Below are 17,243 nucleotides of genomic sequence, written 5' to 3' on the forward strand. Positions count from 1 at the left end.
CCATAGAGATGTTGAGATCGACGGGGCTGTAAGGAGTAATGTTCTAATGGGCTTGGTTGGGATTCATGTAGTACGAAAAACAAGGAATCATCCTGAATTCATTTGGACCACATTTGAACACAAGGAAAACGCTCCTGATTGTGCTGATGTCCCTAACCTATCAAATTTTGAAAAATCAGGTAAATGGACATTTTTCAACCCAATGTCCTTTCAGAAAGTGAATACTTACTTCCCTGGTAAACCTACTCAAGTCTGTAGAGAAACACCCTATGGGGTTGGTGTTTTAACGAAAACTGAAGTAGCTAAAGATATAAAAGCGCTTAACGAGACAATGTCAGATTATTACCAATCACGTAAATCTGTTTGGTCTAACTACTTCCTCGTGGGTACATCTTGGACAGTCTCAAACGAGAGTGATTTAAATAAAGGAGAGATACCTCCCACTTGGAAAAATGAAATAGGGGGTTCGAAGTTATTATCAAACAGTACAATGGAGACCTATGTCCAAAACCCTCAATGGTTTGCTTTAGTGCATCCTAAAGAGGATAGGGGCTGTTTTGCTTGCCATAAATACGACCCTTTAACAAAGAAAGCCTTACATTTAAGCCATATGTTTAATGCGGCCCAAGATTACGGTCAGTGTTTTCTTTAAGGCTTGATTTAGAAACTAAAAATTAAAACTTCCTAACAAAAAGTGATCAGCTTTCCACTTTTATGACTTTACCCTTTAAAATTGAAAGGTTTTATAGAAATTAACGTTAATTAAACCGCATAATAACATTTGACAGCTCAACACCATTCATTGGAATTATAATTATAAAGAGTTAAGCATGCGCTCAAGACACCCTTGGTTAAACCGCTTATTCAGTCCCCACCCTCAATGGGTCTATAAGACTGGTGTTATGTTATTGGCCCTGTTGTTTAGCTTATTGGCTTCATTAGCCACCAGTCTTTATCAAGTTCATAATGAAATTAAGAATGACGTCGACTACCTCGATCAAATCGTTTCTGTTGCGATTAAATATGGCCTTGAAAAACCCACTCTTTCTGAAGCCAGCGTCGCTAGCGGTGAATGCTCCACTGACACTATAGAGCAGTTAGAGAAGCTTTATGTATCGCACCTGCTTATGTCGATACCCATCGTTAATCTTGATAAGCAGAAACCCTATACCTATTGCTCTCCTTTCGGCGTTGAGCAATTTGAACAACGTAATTTTAAGAACTTACTCAATACACAATTAAAAGGAGAAATGTGGCGTTTAGCGATTGTTTCTCTCTCCACAGCCCCAAAACATCCCCCCTATCTATACGGTTCGAATGGACAATATGGTTTCCTCTTCCCATTACGCACGGAATACCTTTTTCTTGAAAATGATTTAGACCATCAACGCTCTATTCGCTTATCTTTACCAAAAGAAAATTACACTATCCTTGAAATAGGCAGTTTGCCCAAGGCCGATCGCCTGTACTCGAACTCAGTTGCTTCAAACTATCTGCCTCTTACCTTTGAATCCTCGGTCTCTACCTCACGAGTGCTCTCGAAGTTTAAGCAAAACTTGTGGCCGGTTACCACTTTACTCTTCATGATTTCACTCACCATTCTTTGGCTATGTGTTTCCTATTGGCACGCAAAAAAAGAAATTGCTCTTCAAAAAGCGGTTCGAGACGCCCAGTTTTTCCCCTACTATCAACCCATCGTCGACGCACAAACAGGTAAAATGCTCGGTGTCGAAGCTTTACTCCGATGGCTTCCCTCTGACGGCCGTGTCATAGAACCAAGCAAGTTCATCCATTATCTAGAGCAAAGTGGGGAGATCATTCCAACAACAGAGAATCTCATTACAACCATTTACCAAGACTTATCGTCTTTGATGAGTCAAAACGCCGAGTTTTATTGCAGTGTCAACATCACTCCTCTGCACCTCCAAAATGACGATTTTTACCACTATTTAAAGCGATTTCAACACGACTACTCAAAACTGACGCTTGAATTAACAGAACGTCAACCGATTGAAAATTTAGCGTTTGCCAGTCAGCGTATCGCCTTACTCAAAACATTAGGACTTAAAATAAGCCTTGATGATGCAGGTACCGGTTATGGCGGAAACTCCTACTTGCATTATTTCGATATTGACACTATCAAAATAGACAAAATGTTTACACGGTCCATTGATGAAGGAAAGTCCGCTGTTCTCGATGGGTATATTGAGATGGCTAAACAATTAGAGCTCAATCTAGTAGCGGAAGGAGTTGAAAATAAACTCGAAGCTAAAGGGCTTTTATTAAGAGGCGTCTTTCAACATCAAGGTTACTATTACGCCAAACCTATGCCGATTGAAGATCTCCATCGCTGGGCTTTAGCTCATGGTTATACTCACGAGCGGGTTAGTGAGACGCTCAACTAAAAACGTCATAAAGCTTGCCTTAATCAACAACGAAAAGATGTTGTTGCTAGTACTCCTGGTTTAGCCTATTGGAGCCCAACCAGGATAGCAGACCGTTCCCGCCTTAAACATCAGAGCATGTTCTTCAGAAAACCCTTTTGGCCCCGTTCTTTCACGAGTTATCGAACACCAAGTCCATTGTGCGTTTCCGATGTATTCAAACATTGTCTTCCCCATTAATGTTGATTCATACTGACTACGTTGATATCGCAGTCTTTGAAATCAAAGTCGAAAAACACATTCGTCGGCTTTTTATTCCATCTGCATACCAACACCCGCATCACCGTAAGAGTGGCTGCCTTCACTATTGCAAAAAGCGCCGCCGATGGGCGCAGGCCTGCGTAATATGCCTAAAAAGTTCAGGAGCCTTATCTGGGGCGACGTCCAAGGCTGTTTTTCTACTCAATTAAGCATGCTGGTTGAGTGGTTCAACAGAGTTACTTGGGAATACCAGACACCACACCCTTTGGGTGTGCGTATTCTACTACAAGAATACACAAGCCAGTTTGTAGCACGGCTCTTGAGAGAGAGCCCATTGTTTTGTTCTTTTAAAAGAGCAAAACAATGTCCTTAAAAGGAGTTTAAATAATGCAAATTGTATACGGATATTGTCGTGAAGATGAGGCGGGGAGTTTATTGGACCGCTTTGTTGAACAAGGGGATTTTGTCAGCTTCAAAGTACTGGGCTCGGTCGGGCGTGAATACATGGCATTTGCTGCTTTATTACCTTTTACTGACCGTCTCCCCTTTCCTTTCTATTGGAAGGGCGTTCATTTCGTTTCGGTTCAAAAACAAACCCAATCAGTCCGTCAACTCACGCCACCACCATCAAAAAATGCTCGCAAAAAACATTATCGTAAACTCAAGAATACGATCATGACCCCTCAAAATTGGAAACAACACGTCAGTCGCAATCGCGGTTTGAAGTATGTAAACGCTTCCTTGTTGCCTTTAATGTAATCAGAAGAGCCATGGGGCTCAACGGCAACACCTTCACTCATGCGGCCCAAAGCATTCCCCAAAATATGGGGAACTAACAACATCCATTTTTCAACCCACCAGATGCACGACACCCCTTTTGATAAAGGCGGTGCGATGTCGTGCCTCTTTTATTCACATTTAAAGGTAACCACATGAAAGATAAAACCTCACGCTTCAACCTTCCTCTTACGTATTGGCGTCACTTTTGTACGCTCATGGCCGTCTACTTTGCCTGTGCGTCACCCGCTTACGCTGATGACCTTTTTGCCAGTGGTAAAGATACCGTGACCAACACGGTCGGAACGGGGTCTTCTGGCGAGTTCTACATTCTGGTGGCAGGCCTGATTGGCGGCATCATCGTTGGCATCATGCAAAAGAACTGGGTGGGTGGCATCATCGGCTTTTTCGTTGGCGTGGTGTTCTGGGAAGTCGGTAAAGGGTTTGTAGGCTTATAAACCACATAAGGAGAGCGCGAAACTATTCGCCTTATTTCACCATGGACCATCAAGACAAACAAACCCTCTTCGCTTTTCCAAACTACTTACAAACCGACGTCAAAATAGTCGGATTTCCAATCGATGAAATACTCCCTTCTATCTTGTTGTTTTTGATGTTGTTCAACATCAATCGGTTGGTCGCGGTTGCCGTGTGTATCGGCTTTTTTCTCACCATTCGCAGCTTAAAAGTCCGACACGGCCCCAAATTCATCATTCACTTCATCCACTGGTATGGGGATGACACAGCGAATAAAACCATTTTTAAACGCACGCCCCCCGCCACAAAAAAATATTGGATTTACTGATGCTCAATGAACATAACGGCGAGGCGCTTAAAGCAGCTCGCTTTATCAATTACGTCCTCACCGCGGTGGTATTGATCACCGCTTTAGGAACCGCTGGGTTGAGTTTTGCTTTATTAAGCCAACAACAAGCGGAAAAGCGCACCTTAGTGCCACCGCATATCGACCGAGCGTTTACGATCTCAAGCGATGCGGTTGATGAAGCGTATCTGTCTATGATGGCCGATGGTGGATACACCTAAAATTTAATGTCACGCCCTCTAACGTTAAACGTCAATTCAACTTACTCATTACGTACGTGCCGCCTAAATACTGGAGCGGCCTACAAGACAAGTTAATACGAGAAGCCGAATTTATCATCGAGAACGACGTCACCAGTTTTTTTGAAGTTGACACGCTGTCTATCAGTCTCAATGAAATGAAAATACGGGTCAAAGGCACGCTCAACAAAACTATCGCGGGACGCGCACTCGACCCTGAGCCCGTCACCTATTTACTCCAGGCCGACTACTCAAGTGGCTTGATTGAACTTCACAGCATCGTTCAAGAGGTACCCTTATGAAAACACACATCATTTCTATTGTTGCTACTTTGTTATTCTCCCCCATCCTCAGCTACGCCAATACGATTGCCGCAAAGACCTACTATTTTGAGCAAAATGACACCATTGTGTTGCCCTTATCCTCGGTCAACACCAACCGTTTAGTGGTGAAAGACGACAAGATAGTCAACCTTCATTGCCCTAGAGGATTTTGTCTCGCTAAAGCCAATCAACGAGACCAATCAGGCTCGATTAGCGTAAAACTCAACATCGCCTTGCCTTTCACCGCGCACGTCACCACAGAAAAAGGCCAAAATTTCTCGCTTTTTATCAACCCTAAAGCCGTCCCAGCGGTGGTCAATGAGTTTATTTCTCTTCGCTCGAATGCAGAGAAAAGTGTCTTTGAAAAAGACCTCGAATACCCTTTGGCCTTGGGGCAACTCACCAAACAAATGATACATTGGCAACGCTCAAAAACGCCTATCCCAGGTTTTCGCGTTCACCCTATAGACCCAGAGACACTCCCTAAAGACACGTCACCACTGGCCATTATTCCGCAAACCCTGTTTGTCGGTCGCCCTTTCTCCGGGCTTATTTATCAAGTTAAAAATCAATCCAGTGACACCGTCACCCTTACTGAGGCGCAATTTTACAGTTACGCCAGCCGGAGTGCCTCGCTTGATCGCTATACCTTGAGCCCAGGTGACTCCACCCATCTGTACATCATCACAGGAGGACTCTAATGAGACGATTTAAACAGTGGCTTTTAAGAGAGTCGGACTTAGAGGATGGAGTCAATGCCAATAAGCAAAGTAAGCAACGCAACCAAATCCTCAGCTTGTTGGCCATTGCGCTCTTGGTCGCGATTTTTTTTGCATTTAAAGCCTTTAAACAACCTCGTTCCTCGCTTGATATTGCGCAAGAAGTCGTTGAGTCTGCGCCCAATTTTGGGGAAATCATTACTGATGATTTTACCGACAAAGACAACCGCTCAGCCTTGACCTTGCAAGGTCAAGACATTGAAGACGTCAAAGAGAAGATGGAAAACCTCAATCGAGACGTCGAACGTTTGATAATGAGCAATGAAAATACGCTCGCACAAATGAAAAAAGAGAACGAAACCTTACGCGCTGAAATACGCAATAATCAAGAAGCGCAGCGCACCGTCGCCTTGCCATCAACCCCAGCGTCAGCCTCGAAGGAAGCCAGTCACCTGACCGTCATGGGAGATCCGGCGCCATTTGGTTCGCGCCCTCTTCCGCCCAAACCTTTGCCCTCTTACGCCACCCATGATCTGCAAAAAGAGAGCTTTCAATACAGCAACGCCGATAAGGCCTCGTTTGATGACCAAGGACAAGCGTTTGACTCGTTTGATTTTTTTTGGACAGCCTCTTCAGAGTCAGCCTACCAACGCACCGTTGACAATTACGTCCCATCGGGCACCTTTGTGACCGCTAAAATCACCGGTGGCGCGGATGCCAATGCCGGGGCGTTCGGCCAAAGTGACACCGCCCCCATCGTGTTTCAAACCGTGCATGAAGGCGTGTTGCCCAATGGAGAAAAGAGCCACCTCAAAGACTGCACCATCATTGGAAGCGTGTACGGAGACCTCTCTTCGAGTCGTGGCGTGGCCCGCACTCACACCCTCAGCTGCATTCGGGACGGTCGCATTTTAGACCTTCCTGTACAAGGCACCGTCTTTAACTTTGGTCGCAATGGCATCCGTGGTACTTCGATTTTACGTAACGGCAAAATCGTCCAAATGGCGGGGATCTCCGGCATCTTAACCGGACTGGGAGAGACGGGAGCGGGATTGGCCAGCACCACCTCGACCTCAGCGCTGGGCTCAACGTCCAGCATCAACAGCGAAGATGTGGGATTAAGTTTATTGGGCAATGCCACCTCAGAAGTAGGGAGCAAGCTTTCGGATTACTACATTGCCTTAGCCGAGTTATATCACCCCTTCATCGAAATCAATCCAGGGGGCATCGTGAATATCGTCTTTACGAAAGGGTTCCCTCTCGATGATGAGGAAGCGATCAAACGCTATGTTGATCATCAGGAAAAAGAGCAAGCAAAACCGGACACCCTTTTAGAAACCATCACTCTCAACCCTCTTGCGGCAGAAGTTAACCAACAATTAAATTAAGGTCCGCTTTATGACTATCAAGCTTTTCACCGCGCTGCTTATCAGCGCCCTCGCCGGCTGCTCGGCGGGCTTTCAAGACGAATTCAGCTGCAAAAAAATCGGCGGAACACCCGGTTGCACCAGTATGGATGAAATTCGAAATACCTCAACTCACCCAACCTCACAACGCGCCATCGAGGCAAACGTTCTGGCTTCCCATCCTTTTGTTTTACTGCCAAGACGCACACGTGAAGGCCATCCTGTGCGAACCCAAGACACGGTTCGGAAGGTGGTGATTTTTCCTTTTACTTCGGATGACACCACCACTTACCTCGACACGATGGATATTTACATTGTGTTAGACGAGTCTACTTGGACAGGTCGCCCTGTTCAGGCTATCAAGAAGGATTAACGCCATGGGCGTATCAAAAGATTTAAAAGGGTTTTATCAAGAAGCCAAACGTGAATACAACCACCTGCATTCTGAACTGCCTTACCGGACTTTTGATGCGGAGCACGGCCTCTTTCATAACAGAAAAGGCGTCGGATTTGGCTTCAAATTGAGCGTGTTAGCGGGGGCGAATGACGATATGGTGGAGGCGTTTAACCGTCTCATCATGGATTTACCGGCTGGCCATAAATGGGATTACCATGTTTCCATGATGGGCCACAACCGTGTGAGTCATTTGATTGAGCAAAATGCCGCGTTGAAATCCGCTCGTACGGGCATTTGCAGTGAATTAGCAAAACAAGAAGCCGATTACGCCAACTTTGCGGCTCACCACGGCTTTTTTCATCGTCAGAAGCATTACTTTGACATCAAAGATTACACCGCGTGGTTGTTTGTCTCCAGTACGGACGATGTTGACCAGGTGTTGGATTGCAAAGAGGCACTCACCACCTCTTTATCCCAAATTGGACTGGAGCTCACGCCGCTCACGCCCGAAGGCTTAATCAACTACGTCGAAGGCATTCTTAATTTTGACCCCACACAAACGGCCCCTCGCGAATCTGAATACGCCCCCGAAGCGTTGCTCTACAAACAAGCCCTCTCGCCTGATACCGAGTTTTTAACGCGCCGACATTACACCGACGTTCGCTTTAGTAACCACCAACATCAAACGGTGACCTCGCGGATCATTGCCTTAGGCTTACGCAGCACGCCTCGCACTTTCCGCCTATACGCGTTGCCCGATTGTTTTGCGTCCTTAAAGAGCGTGGCCAAAAATGTGCAATGTCCACACCTCATGACCCTCAATTTTCGCCATCAAGAATCGGGCAGTTTTGCGACCAAGAATGGCGGACGCATTGGGGAGCTGGAAAAAACGCTCAAGTCCCCGATGGCATTTTTCTTCCCTCAAGCAAAGAAAGAGCAGGCCGAACGCGAGCAAATTCGAGATGAAATGTCGGATGGCATCAACAGCATGGCATACATGCACCTGACGCTGACGTTATTCACCAACAAAAAATCCGAGCGACTGCACCGCACTACGGCCATTAACGCCTTTCGCTCTGGCGGGATTGATTTACAAACCGTCTCGATGCTGCAAAGCCAAGCGCTCATGACAACCTTACCGTTCATGATGACCGATGGTTTTTGGACCGATTGCGACCGTGCTGGGCGTATTCAAACCGTAAAAACCGGCAATGTGGCCAACCTCTTGCCTCTTGTGATGGACGTAAAGAATTTCAGTGGCGGCATGATGCTGCCCACCATGCGCCAACAAGCCTTTTGGTTTAATCCGTTTAATTGTGGGTCAGATAACTACAACATCGCCCTGACCGGAGGCTCCGGGGCAGGAAAATCCTTTTTTGTGCAAAAGCTCGCCGAAACCCTCTTTGCCATGAACGGTAAAATCTGGGCGTTAGACAAAGGAAAGAGCTTTAAAAAGCTCACCTTGATGCTTGGCGGCCGCTATATGACGGCTGACAAGATTTACCTCAATCCATTTACTCACCTGGAACGCATTGCTATGGGGGATGACTATACCGATGAGAAAGGCGAACAGGTCAACCCTCTTAAGGAAACGCTGCACACCATCACCGGACTCTTTGCGACCATGGCCTGCCCCACGCATGAAATGGGGGATTTTGAAAAATCGGTCCTCGGGGATTGCATCATTACGGCTTGGCAGGCACACAAAAGCGAGACGTTGGTTGACCATGTGCAAGAAGAACTGTTTGCGGCGGCCAAAAAACAAGGCGGTGATCGCCGCCTTTCTGATATCGCCATGCAACTGAATAAATACCGCTCAGAGGGGATCTACGGGGACACCTTCAATAAACCGTCCATGCTCGATCCTAATGTCCACTTTACCACCATTGAACTCGACGGATTTCCCTCGGACATCATGCGTCCGGTGATTTTTGCGCTGATGTCGAGCATCACTCAGCAGATGTACCTGTCTGGCTCTCGTTCCACGCCGAAGATGTGCATCATTGAAGAGGCGTGGTCTCTGATGGCGGGCTCTAATGCACAGGCGCAAGAATTCATCAACACCGGTTACCGCACCGCCCGAAAATTTGGGGGATCGTTCTGCACCGTGACGCAAGGTATTGAGGATTTTTACAGCACACCCGAAGCGCTCGCCGCGTTCAATAACTCCGATATTCATATCACTCTGCGTCAAGGCAGTGGATTGACAAAATTCATCAAAGACAACCCTTCACACTTTTCGCCCTATGAGCAGTTTGTCATCAAGAGCTTTGAAAAGTCCTCCATCGCCGGTTACAGCTCTGTCATGTTAAAAACCGGGGATGTGACCACCTTTCATCGCTTGTTTGCCGACCCTTTTACCCGAGCATGCCTTTCAACAGAGCCGCATGAGTTTGAATACTGTGAAAACTTAATGAACCAAGGCCTATCACTGATGCAAGCAGTCAATCAAACCGCCGAGCATTTTTACGGAAAGGAAATTGAGACCTTTAATACCCTCATCTATGGCAAGGAGGCCAAATGAAATCCATCCGTCACCCACGTCTTATCTATGCCTTGTTGGCTATAGCGTTAATGATGTTCACCCTGATAGCCATCAAGCTCAATACGGCGCCTCAAATCGTGGTCTTCGATCTCGAACAAACGTTAGCGCAATATCAAGACCAACTCATTGAAGCCAACCTCGACAATCAAGAGCACAGCGCGCAACTGGCGACCTTTGATACGGATCTCAGGCGACTCTTGAAAGAATACGCGCAAGTGCACCACCTCGTGATCTTCGTGCCAGGCGCGCTCATCAGCGGCGCGCCAGATAGAACCACTGAGATCCAACATTACGTTATTGAGGCGCTTAAAAAGGAGTCATGAGCTTATGATTGTTCCCAGTCATTCATCCCTCACACCCACCGCCCTCTTAAAAGTGGTCAGTATCACTTTACTGACCATCGCCCCCACCGCGCTTGGCCAACAGTTTGGGCGTCAAGGTGAACTGTTTCCTATTGCAGAAGTGGACATGTTGCAATGGATCAACAACCGATTGACATACTTAGAAGCCACGGGAGAAACCGCAAAGATGCAACAACAGTTTGTGGAGAGCGTAGAAAATAGCGTGCGGAGGCCCACTCCCGTAAAAGGGTTGACCACCACCACCGCACCCAACACCTTTTACATCGATCCATCATTAAAGCTGACCACCGATATCAAAGATGCACAAGGCAACCTCCTTTATGCCAAAGGCGTCATCATCAACCCCTTTGATACTGACACTTGGCCAGTCGACATTCCCAAACAATCATTCGATTACTCGCATGTGATTGTCTTTCTTGATGGTGACGACCCAAGACAGCGCGCTTGGGCCAAACAATACCGCGCAGATAAGCCGATAAAATGGACCCTCACCAACGGCAGTCCAGAAGATATCGCCAAGGAGTTTGACGCCCGAATTTATTTTGACCAACAAGGTCACTACAGCCGTCAATTTCAACTCTCACACATTCCCTCTCTGATTGAACAAGACGGGGCGCGGTGGAAAATCACAGAGATCGATGTGACGCCGTTCACCACAGCCATGAACAAGAGTGAGACGGAAATAAAATAAGGAGAAAGACCTTGAGAACCCATGGGTTATTACTGTTTAGTTTGTTCCTATTTCCTTGGCAAACCCAAGCTCAATCCGCCGCTTGCACGGGGCATTTCTTAAATCCATTGTCTGACATTTGCTGGGACTGCCTATTTCCTATGACACTGGGCAGTGTGCCTCTCATTAGCTCGACATACCCTGACACCACCAATCCAAGTCTGCCTATTTCCTATTGTCCTAAGCCCCCGCCCATTTTTATGCAAATTGGCTTAAACATTGGGTATTGGGAGCCGTATTCCTTAGTGGACGTGACGCGAGTCCCTTATTGCATGGTCAACATGGGGATGCAGTTGAGTAATGACAATAGCCAACAAATAGGAGGCTCGCAGCACGACTCAAGCAGCAAAACCAGCGGCAATGCTTTCTATCACGTGCATTGGTACAAATATCCGGTGATTTATTGGCTACAACTGATGCAGTCGGCGGCCTGCATGGCCACGGATAATTTCGATGTGGCCTACCTCACCGAACTTGATCCCTTTTGGGATGATGATGAGATGTCGTTCATCCTTAACCCCGAGGCGATTTTATTCGGTCACCCCATCACGCAGCTCTCTTGTATCACCGAAGCCATGGCGACCACCACGGGGCGCGTTTTGCCTTTTGATGCACTTTTTTGGTGTTTAGGCTCACAAGGCAGTGTCTACCCATTAACCGGTAACAGCGCTTATTCTCATACCGGTCCTCAAGTTGGCACTCTAATGTTAGAGCGTTTTAATTTTAAAATGCACAGGCAAGGCATTGTATGGGAGACCCGGGGCGAGGATGGTGCGGTCTGTTATCAGTGGCCAGAGCCTATCTTACCGAAAAGTCGTTATCGCTATCAATTGTCGGCGCCGATTGGTGATGCCGCTCATTGTTATCCCTACGGCACAACGTCATCACTTTGGGAGCAAGGCAAAGACAACCCGATAACTGGAGGAAACTTTGGTTTTGTGAACTGGCGAAAACGTAATTGCGTATTTTTATAAGGAAACGAGACGATGTCATTTAACTCAATAGCCTCTTGGCTGTTACTGATTCTGCTGGTTAGCCCCCTTGCATTGGCCGAAGTGGGTTACTCACAAGAAGAGCTCAAAGCCCTAGCCAAGCAAGAGCAAAGTATTGCAGCGCCAGCCCATCAAAGTGAACTGGCTCCCCTCCAAGAGCGGAGTCAAAAACATAAGCAAGAAGCGTTGTCGATGAATCAACACCTCGATAACGCGTTGCAAGACTCACCGCTTGCGAGTGTGCTTGGGGTGCCTCAGGAAAATCCAAACAAAAAGGCACAAGGTGTGATGGTGTTTGTGTCACTTTCCATGCCTGATACCGCGCTCAAACAACTACTCAAACAAAGTCAGCAATATCAAGTCCCTCTCGTGATACGGGGCGTGCTTCCCGAAGGCATGCTCCCAACCACCTCTCGAATCATGGAATTGTTAGAAGCGTCCGACAAGGGAGAGGCGACTGATGGCGGTTTTGCCATCAGCCCACAATGGTTTCGTCAATTTAACATCACCCATGTCCCCGTGTTTGTGGCTATTGGAGACGCGTGCAATGAAGCGTCTTGCCCGAAAAATGCTTACGACATGGTTTACGGCAACCTTTCCCTTCCCAACGCCTTAGCGATTTTAAGCCAAGGCGATGTCGGCCACATCGCCAAACAAGTGCTCAATAGGAGTTCCCCTTGAATACGCCCTTTTTGCTCTCTTTCAGCGCCGCTCTCTTATTTTCTCTTCCTACCCTGGCCGACCCACAAGAAAACACGTTTTACGACAACGTAGAATGGGCGAAAAACGCCCAAAATGAGGCTTACAACCCCTCAGAGATGACGCTTAACCTGTCCGACTTCTGCAGCGACAATAATCCAGGGTGTGAAAGCCAAATCCGACAGCCAGATGAAGCCGGGATGACTGACACACAAATCACAAACCAATCCACGTTGGAGTTTGGCAGCAACGAACACGCTCAAGCGATACAAGAGGGGTTTGACAATAATAGTGCTACCATTAACCCCAATGATGACACGTATCGATTCGCCACCCTTGGCATCGATAATGCCTATGAGATCAGCCATAGTCAGTCTAATCAATACGTGGATTGTGACAACGCCACGCAGTGCGTCATCGATAACATCGCAAAGCAATGTCACCGGCCGACTCACAACCCAGTACCGTGTGAAAAAGTCCCCGTCGCCTCCGTGAGCCTCAGTGAAGTACTCTACCGCTGTCCATCCGGCTGGACACAGCAAGGGGAGGATTGCCAACGTCCCCTCCCACAATGCCGGTACAATAATCACAATTACGTGAGGCAATCGGGGGGGACAAGGGGGTTTTCAAGGTCAGAAACCACGTATTTCTGGGATAGGAAGGTGGTCTCTCCCAACCAAGGCTACACGCTTGGCGATTTAAAACAGACCGACCACATTGTCTGGAAAAGTAGCGAACTCTGGCATAAACGCTACCAGATTTGTCGACCCACCACACAAACGAAAAAAGCCACGCTAAGCTGCTCAAACGGGTTCACCTTATCTGGTGGGAACTGCATTAAAAACACCATAACCTGGCGAACACAATGCAGCCTGATGAACTCGTGCAATGTCACTCGCCAGCAGTGTATTGAAGGTCGAGCCACCCGAACCATTAATGGCATTCCGACCACGCTCGATTGCTGGAAGTATCGGGTTGACCACCAATGCACTCGACCCAATACGTGCAACGTCCTGCCCGCCGATTGCACCACGACTTCGATCCATTGCAGCCTCCAGCAAAACGGTGTGTGCATTGAGGAGAAAGTCAATAAATCCTGCCCACAACGGCGCTGCAGTGCCACTCAATTAATCTGTGGAGAAGAGAGCTTTTGTCTGGATGGCGATTGTTTTGAAGCGATGGCGACCACTTCAAACCGCTTTAATGAAAGCACCTCAGCCTTAGCAGCCCTCGCAGAAGCCGCTGACGGTCTTGGCGATCCACCAATGATATTTGCAGGCAAAGGCATGAAGTGCACAGACGCGGCTTTTGGTTTTGCCGACTGTTGCAAAGACGGCGGTTGGGGCACGAGTATTGGCATAGCCCAATGCAATGATGAAGAGAAGGCGCTCGGTCAAGCCAAAGAGCAAGGCATTACGATAGCCCTTGGCAGTTATTGCGCAGAAAAAGTCTTAGGCGCGTGTATCCGGAAAAAGAAGACCTACTGCGTCTTTGATAGCAAGTTGGCGCGCATCATCCAAGAGCAAGGCTCGAAAGACCAACTTGGCATCAGTCTGGGAACCGCCAAACACCCTATTTGCGGCGCCCTTACCCCCGAGCAGCTTCAAGACATAGATTTTGAACGCCTCGACTTTTCGGACTTTTATGACGACATGCACAGCAACACCAACCTGCCTTCGGCCACAGAAATCCAAGAGCGATTACACAGCGCTTATCGCCATTAACTTAATCAATGATGAGGACATGATATGGATCCCCTACTCCCTTTACTTGTGGCTACCCTGTCGACAACCGGGTTTGCTACCACCCTGATCCGCCATCTTCTATTCAAACGACAACTCCATCAGCTCAAGCAAGAAATGATGAAGCACCAACAAAAACACGGCAACGATGAAGCACTTTGGATGTTATTTCATACGCGCACCCACAAGATGCTGAGTTTCTAGCAATAATGAGGTCACACCATGAAGGACTTATCCACAAAAACGGTGAACAACTCAATTAACCGATTAACAATCAAATCCCTACCGTTGCTGTTGTTGTCTTTATTGGCTTTTCACAGTTTCGCCAATGAGCCCCCCAAAGGCTGGCGCTGGTATAACGAGGCCAAAGCGCTGAAAGCCCCACCCAAAGAGGAGGAGCGCCTCCCCCCCAATAGCGTGTCTACTGTGATGAGCGCCACCGAGCAGATGCAATGGTTCCACCGTACATTTGAGGAAGCGTTAAACGATGCCACGATTAACCCAACCGATGAAGAGAAAAATCTAAAATTGATGAAGCTGAAAAAATTCATCGATGGCAAAACCACTCAAACGGGCATGACCTTCAAAAAGCTCATCAACGAACACCCCGAATACTCGTACACCAAAGACCGCCCCACAGAGCAAGCCGCAAGAGCAACGTACTATCAAGGTATTCAACTCAAAAACGAAGCCACTGTGCGTCAATTGGTGCAAGAAGGTTGGGGCCTCTACTTCATCTACGAAGGGCAAGACGCCTTATCTCAAACTCTGGCGCCCTCCATCCAAGACTTTGCCCACCGATACCACATCGAACTGGTGGGGATCAGCAAAGACGGTCAGACCTTTGAGGCGATTGATGAAAACCGTATTGATAAGACAGGGCAAGTACAGGTGCGCTACACACCGGCTTTAATGCTGGCCAATATTCACACCAAAGCGCTCAGACCCCTCGCCTACGGCTTCATTTCACAAAAAGACTTGCTCTCTCGCTTTCACAACATCGCGACCAATTACCAAGACAGCGACTTTTAAATTAAGGAGCCCCTTATGAACGCTTTTATCCGCACGTTATTGCTGAGTGCGCTGATGATGCTCGCCTCAACCTCATTCGCTCAAACGCAAACTCACCCTGTGATGACAGGTCAATACGCCTTGGTCTTCTTCCATTTCAGTCAATGCCCTGAGTGTCACCACTTTGCGCCGACCATGAAGCGACTCGAGCAAACCACCCAATTGCCTGTGTACGATTTCTCCTTTGACGGACAGCCTATACCCGGTTTCACCACCCCTATCCCGACCACCTCTGACATCACCTCCGCGTTTTTTGGTGAGCTCAAAAACGCCATTACGCCCGCCACGTTCTTAATCAACGTCAGCAATGGTAAGTATGTGCGTTTGAGTGAAGGCAATGTTCCGTACCCCGCGCTGCTTAAGAGCTACCAAGCCTTGCGCGCCGATGTGACCATAATGGAGAGTTTACAATGACAAGACCGACCCTCCTGGCTCTCTTAATGAGTCTTTCATGTTCACTTCATGCCGGCGGCCTGGGCGATGCCATGGACAGCTTTTGGGATGACAGCAGTTTTAACCGCAACATCACGAACCCAAGTGCCTATCAAGGCCAATCCGCCACTTACTATAATGCGGGCAGCTTGTTTGCTCGCACCAACATCAAAAACATTCAATTGGCCGCCATCACCTTGCCTTCTGTCAGCGCAGGATGCGGGGGCATTGATGCCTTTATGGGCGGTTTTTCTCACATTAATTCGGATCAACTGGTGTCTTTTGGTAAAGCCGTCATTGCCAACGCCGTGCCCTTCGCGGTGGATTTAGCGCTGCAAACTTGGGCGCCGAGCATCAAAGAGAATCGGGACAAACTGCAGGCGATTGCTGACCAATTCCTCACCACCTCGATGAACTCTTGCCAAGTAGCGCAATCGGCGGTCTCTGGTTTAGCGGCCTTTACCGATGGGGAAGCCAAGCGTCATGCCTGCGCTACCCTAGGCACGCAAAGCAACGCTTTCGCTGATTGGTTAGAAGCGCAACACGAATGTCGCAACGTCCGTACCAACCAGAGCACACTGGCTGGCAACACCGATGATGCCACCGCGCACGCCGTGAAAGTGAGCCTAAATGTGGTGTGGGATGCGCTCATGAAAAGCGCTTACCTTCAAGACAACCAAGAGGTCGCCGAGTTTATCTTAAGCCTCACTGGTACCGTCATTTACGACGCGCAGGGGACGCCAAGCTACATTCCGGCCATGCTAGTGGGTAACGACACCGCCATTAACGCCCTTTTGACCGGAGGGAATTTGGAGGTGTATCGATGCGAAAACACCGAGACCTGCCTCTCGATGAGCCTCAGCGCTATCAGCCTAAGTGAAAGCCAAGCCTTTAACGCCAGGGTGCGCCACACCGTTGATACGCTCTACGCCCACTTACAATCTGACCAACCTATCACCGAATCCGAGAAGAGTTTTGTTGAACTCAGTGACATTCCTATCTTGGCGATGCTCATTGATGATGCGCACCTCAACCTGCAACCGGAAAGCCATTTATACGCTCAAAATATTGCCGCCGATCTCTTGCATGCCTATCTCAATAACATGCTGATGATCGTCAATCAATCCATGACCAACCTCGCGTCGGTGAACCCGACCGACGTCAATCGCACTCTCGAAGGCATCAACAGGGCAAGGGACTACTTACAAACCCTTCGAGACCGTCACAAAACAAAATTGAACGCGTACTTAGCCCTCACTGAGCGCCTAAAACGCAAACGAAAGCTCCTTGGCCAATCGGCCAGTGACGCTACCCTATCGAACCTCACCTTTGGCCATTAAA

At 47.9% G+C, this 17,243-nt stretch carries 20 protein-coding genes and 1 pseudogene; 20 read left to right on the forward strand and 1 reads right to left on the reverse strand.

What is annotated here, in order from left to right:
* Together QQ041_RS17740 and QQ041_RS17745 are read left to right on the forward strand one after the other, a co-directional pair.
* A pseudogene (locus tag QQ041_RS17740) lies at positions 1-652 on the forward strand (hypothetical protein); the annotation flags it as partial.
* A gap of 178 nt (positions 653-830) precedes the next feature.
* The gene (locus QQ041_RS17745; RefSeq protein ID WP_285954646.1) at positions 831-2,405 is read left to right on the forward strand and encodes an EAL domain-containing protein; all 1,575 of its coding nucleotides are present in this window, start codon (positions 831-833) and stop codon (positions 2,403-2,405) included.
* Between the two features lie 60 nt (positions 2,406-2,465).
* Here QQ041_RS17745 and QQ041_RS17750 read toward each other — a convergent pair whose 3' ends face one another.
* Entirely contained in the window at positions 2,466-2,609 is a 144-nt protein-coding gene (locus QQ041_RS17750; protein ID WP_285954647.1) for a hypothetical protein, read from the reverse strand.
* 423 nt (positions 2,610-3,032) lie between these two features.
* Between QQ041_RS17750 and QQ041_RS17755 the strand changes: the two genes are divergently transcribed.
* The 18 genes from QQ041_RS17755 (at position 3,033) to QQ041_RS17840 (ending at position 17,242) form a co-directional block, all read left to right on the forward strand.
* A complete protein-coding gene (locus QQ041_RS17755; protein ID WP_133992019.1) occupies positions 3,033-3,404 on the forward strand; it encodes a hypothetical protein in 372 nt (123 codons plus the stop codon).
* 173 nt (positions 3,405-3,577) lie between these two features.
* Complete coding sequence (locus QQ041_RS17760; protein ID WP_132960179.1) at positions 3,578-3,880, forward strand: type IV conjugative transfer system pilin TraA; 303 nt, start codon at positions 3,578-3,580, stop codon at positions 3,878-3,880.
* A 41-nt stretch (positions 3,881-3,921) separates the two neighbouring features.
* On the forward strand, positions 3,922-4,227 hold the full coding sequence (gene traL, locus QQ041_RS17765) for a type IV conjugative transfer system protein TraL (RefSeq protein ID WP_016800278.1): 306 nt from the start codon (positions 3,922-3,924) through the stop codon (positions 4,225-4,227).
* Positions 4,227-4,466, forward strand: a complete 240-nt coding sequence (locus tag QQ041_RS17770) for a TraE/TraK family type IV conjugative transfer system protein (RefSeq protein WP_285954648.1) — start codon at positions 4,227-4,229, stop codon at positions 4,464-4,466. The genes traL and QQ041_RS17770 overlap by 1 nt, the downstream gene beginning before the upstream one ends.
* Before the next feature lie 47 nt (positions 4,467-4,513).
* A complete protein-coding gene (locus QQ041_RS17775) occupies positions 4,514-4,786 on the forward strand; it encodes a TraE/TraK family type IV conjugative transfer system protein (RefSeq protein ID WP_285954676.1) in 273 nt (90 codons plus the stop codon).
* Positions 4,783-5,508 carry a type-F conjugative transfer system secretin TraK gene (traK, locus tag QQ041_RS17780; RefSeq protein ID WP_285954649.1) on the forward strand — a complete coding sequence of 242 codons (726 nt, stop codon included), beginning with the start codon at positions 4,783-4,785 and terminating at the stop codon, positions 5,506-5,508. The genes QQ041_RS17775 and traK overlap by 4 nt, the downstream gene beginning before the upstream one ends.
* Positions 5,508-6,914: a TraB/VirB10 family protein gene (locus QQ041_RS17785; RefSeq protein ID WP_285954650.1), complete on the forward strand. Its 1,407-nt coding sequence runs from the start codon at positions 5,508-5,510 to the stop codon at positions 6,912-6,914. Before traK ends, QQ041_RS17785 begins: the two co-directional genes overlap by 1 nt.
* A gap of 10 nt (positions 6,915-6,924) precedes the next feature.
* Positions 6,925-7,305: a type IV conjugative transfer system lipoprotein TraV gene (traV, locus tag QQ041_RS17790; protein ID WP_285954651.1), complete on the forward strand. Its 381-nt coding sequence runs from the start codon at positions 6,925-6,927 to the stop codon at positions 7,303-7,305.
* Between the two features lie 4 nt (positions 7,306-7,309).
* On the forward strand, positions 7,310-9,853 hold the full coding sequence (gene traC, locus QQ041_RS17795) for a type IV secretion system protein TraC (RefSeq protein ID WP_285954652.1): 2,544 nt from the start codon (positions 7,310-7,312) through the stop codon (positions 9,851-9,853).
* Positions 9,850-10,197 carry a TrbI F-type domain-containing protein gene (locus QQ041_RS17800; RefSeq protein WP_285954653.1) on the forward strand — a complete coding sequence of 116 codons (348 nt, stop codon included), beginning with the start codon at positions 9,850-9,852 and terminating at the stop codon, positions 10,195-10,197. Before traC ends, QQ041_RS17800 begins: the two co-directional genes overlap by 4 nt.
* Before the next feature lie 4 nt (positions 10,198-10,201).
* Positions 10,202-10,927: a type-F conjugative transfer system protein TraW gene (traW, locus tag QQ041_RS17805; RefSeq protein WP_285954654.1), complete on the forward strand. Its 726-nt coding sequence runs from the start codon at positions 10,202-10,204 to the stop codon at positions 10,925-10,927.
* Positions 10,928-10,968: 41 nt separating this feature from the next.
* Positions 10,969-11,940, forward strand: coding sequence for a conjugal transfer pilus assembly protein TraU (gene traU, locus QQ041_RS17810; RefSeq protein WP_230691205.1), 972 nt, complete (start codon positions 10,969-10,971; stop codon positions 11,938-11,940).
* Positions 11,941-11,952: 12 nt separating this feature from the next.
* Positions 11,953-12,639: a type-F conjugative transfer system pilin assembly protein TrbC gene (gene trbC, locus QQ041_RS17815; RefSeq protein WP_285954655.1), complete on the forward strand. Its 687-nt coding sequence runs from the start codon at positions 11,953-11,955 to the stop codon at positions 12,637-12,639.
* The gene (gene traN / locus QQ041_RS17820) at positions 12,636-14,381 is read left to right on the forward strand and encodes a type-F conjugative transfer system mating-pair stabilization protein TraN (RefSeq protein ID WP_285954656.1); all 1,746 of its coding nucleotides are present in this window, start codon (positions 12,636-12,638) and stop codon (positions 14,379-14,381) included. Before trbC ends, traN begins: the two co-directional genes overlap by 4 nt.
* A 24-nt stretch (positions 14,382-14,405) precedes the next feature.
* Positions 14,406-14,603, forward strand: a complete 198-nt coding sequence (locus QQ041_RS17825) for a hypothetical protein (RefSeq protein ID WP_285954657.1) — start codon at positions 14,406-14,408, stop codon at positions 14,601-14,603.
* Positions 14,604-14,621: 18 nt separating this feature from the next.
* Positions 14,622-15,431 carry a type-F conjugative transfer system pilin assembly protein TraF gene (gene traF, locus QQ041_RS17830; protein WP_280556306.1) on the forward strand — a complete coding sequence of 270 codons (810 nt, stop codon included), beginning with the start codon at positions 14,622-14,624 and terminating at the stop codon, positions 15,429-15,431.
* Between the two features lie 15 nt (positions 15,432-15,446).
* Positions 15,447-15,884 (forward strand): conjugal transfer protein TraF, encoded by a 438-nt coding sequence (gene traF / locus QQ041_RS17835; protein ID WP_132960201.1) that lies wholly within the window; start codon positions 15,447-15,449, stop codon positions 15,882-15,884.
* Entirely contained in the window at positions 15,881-17,242 is a 1,362-nt protein-coding gene (locus QQ041_RS17840) for a conjugal transfer protein TraH (RefSeq protein WP_285954658.1), read from the forward strand. Before traF (QQ041_RS17835) ends, QQ041_RS17840 begins: the two co-directional genes overlap by 4 nt.
* The last annotated feature ends 1 nt before the right edge of the window (position 17,243 follow it).

It is taken from the genome of Vibrio sp. TMPB1044 (assembly GCF_030442075.1).
In the GTDB taxonomy this organism is placed as follows: Bacteria; Pseudomonadota; Gammaproteobacteria; order Enterobacterales; family Vibrionaceae; genus Vibrio; species Vibrio satsumensis.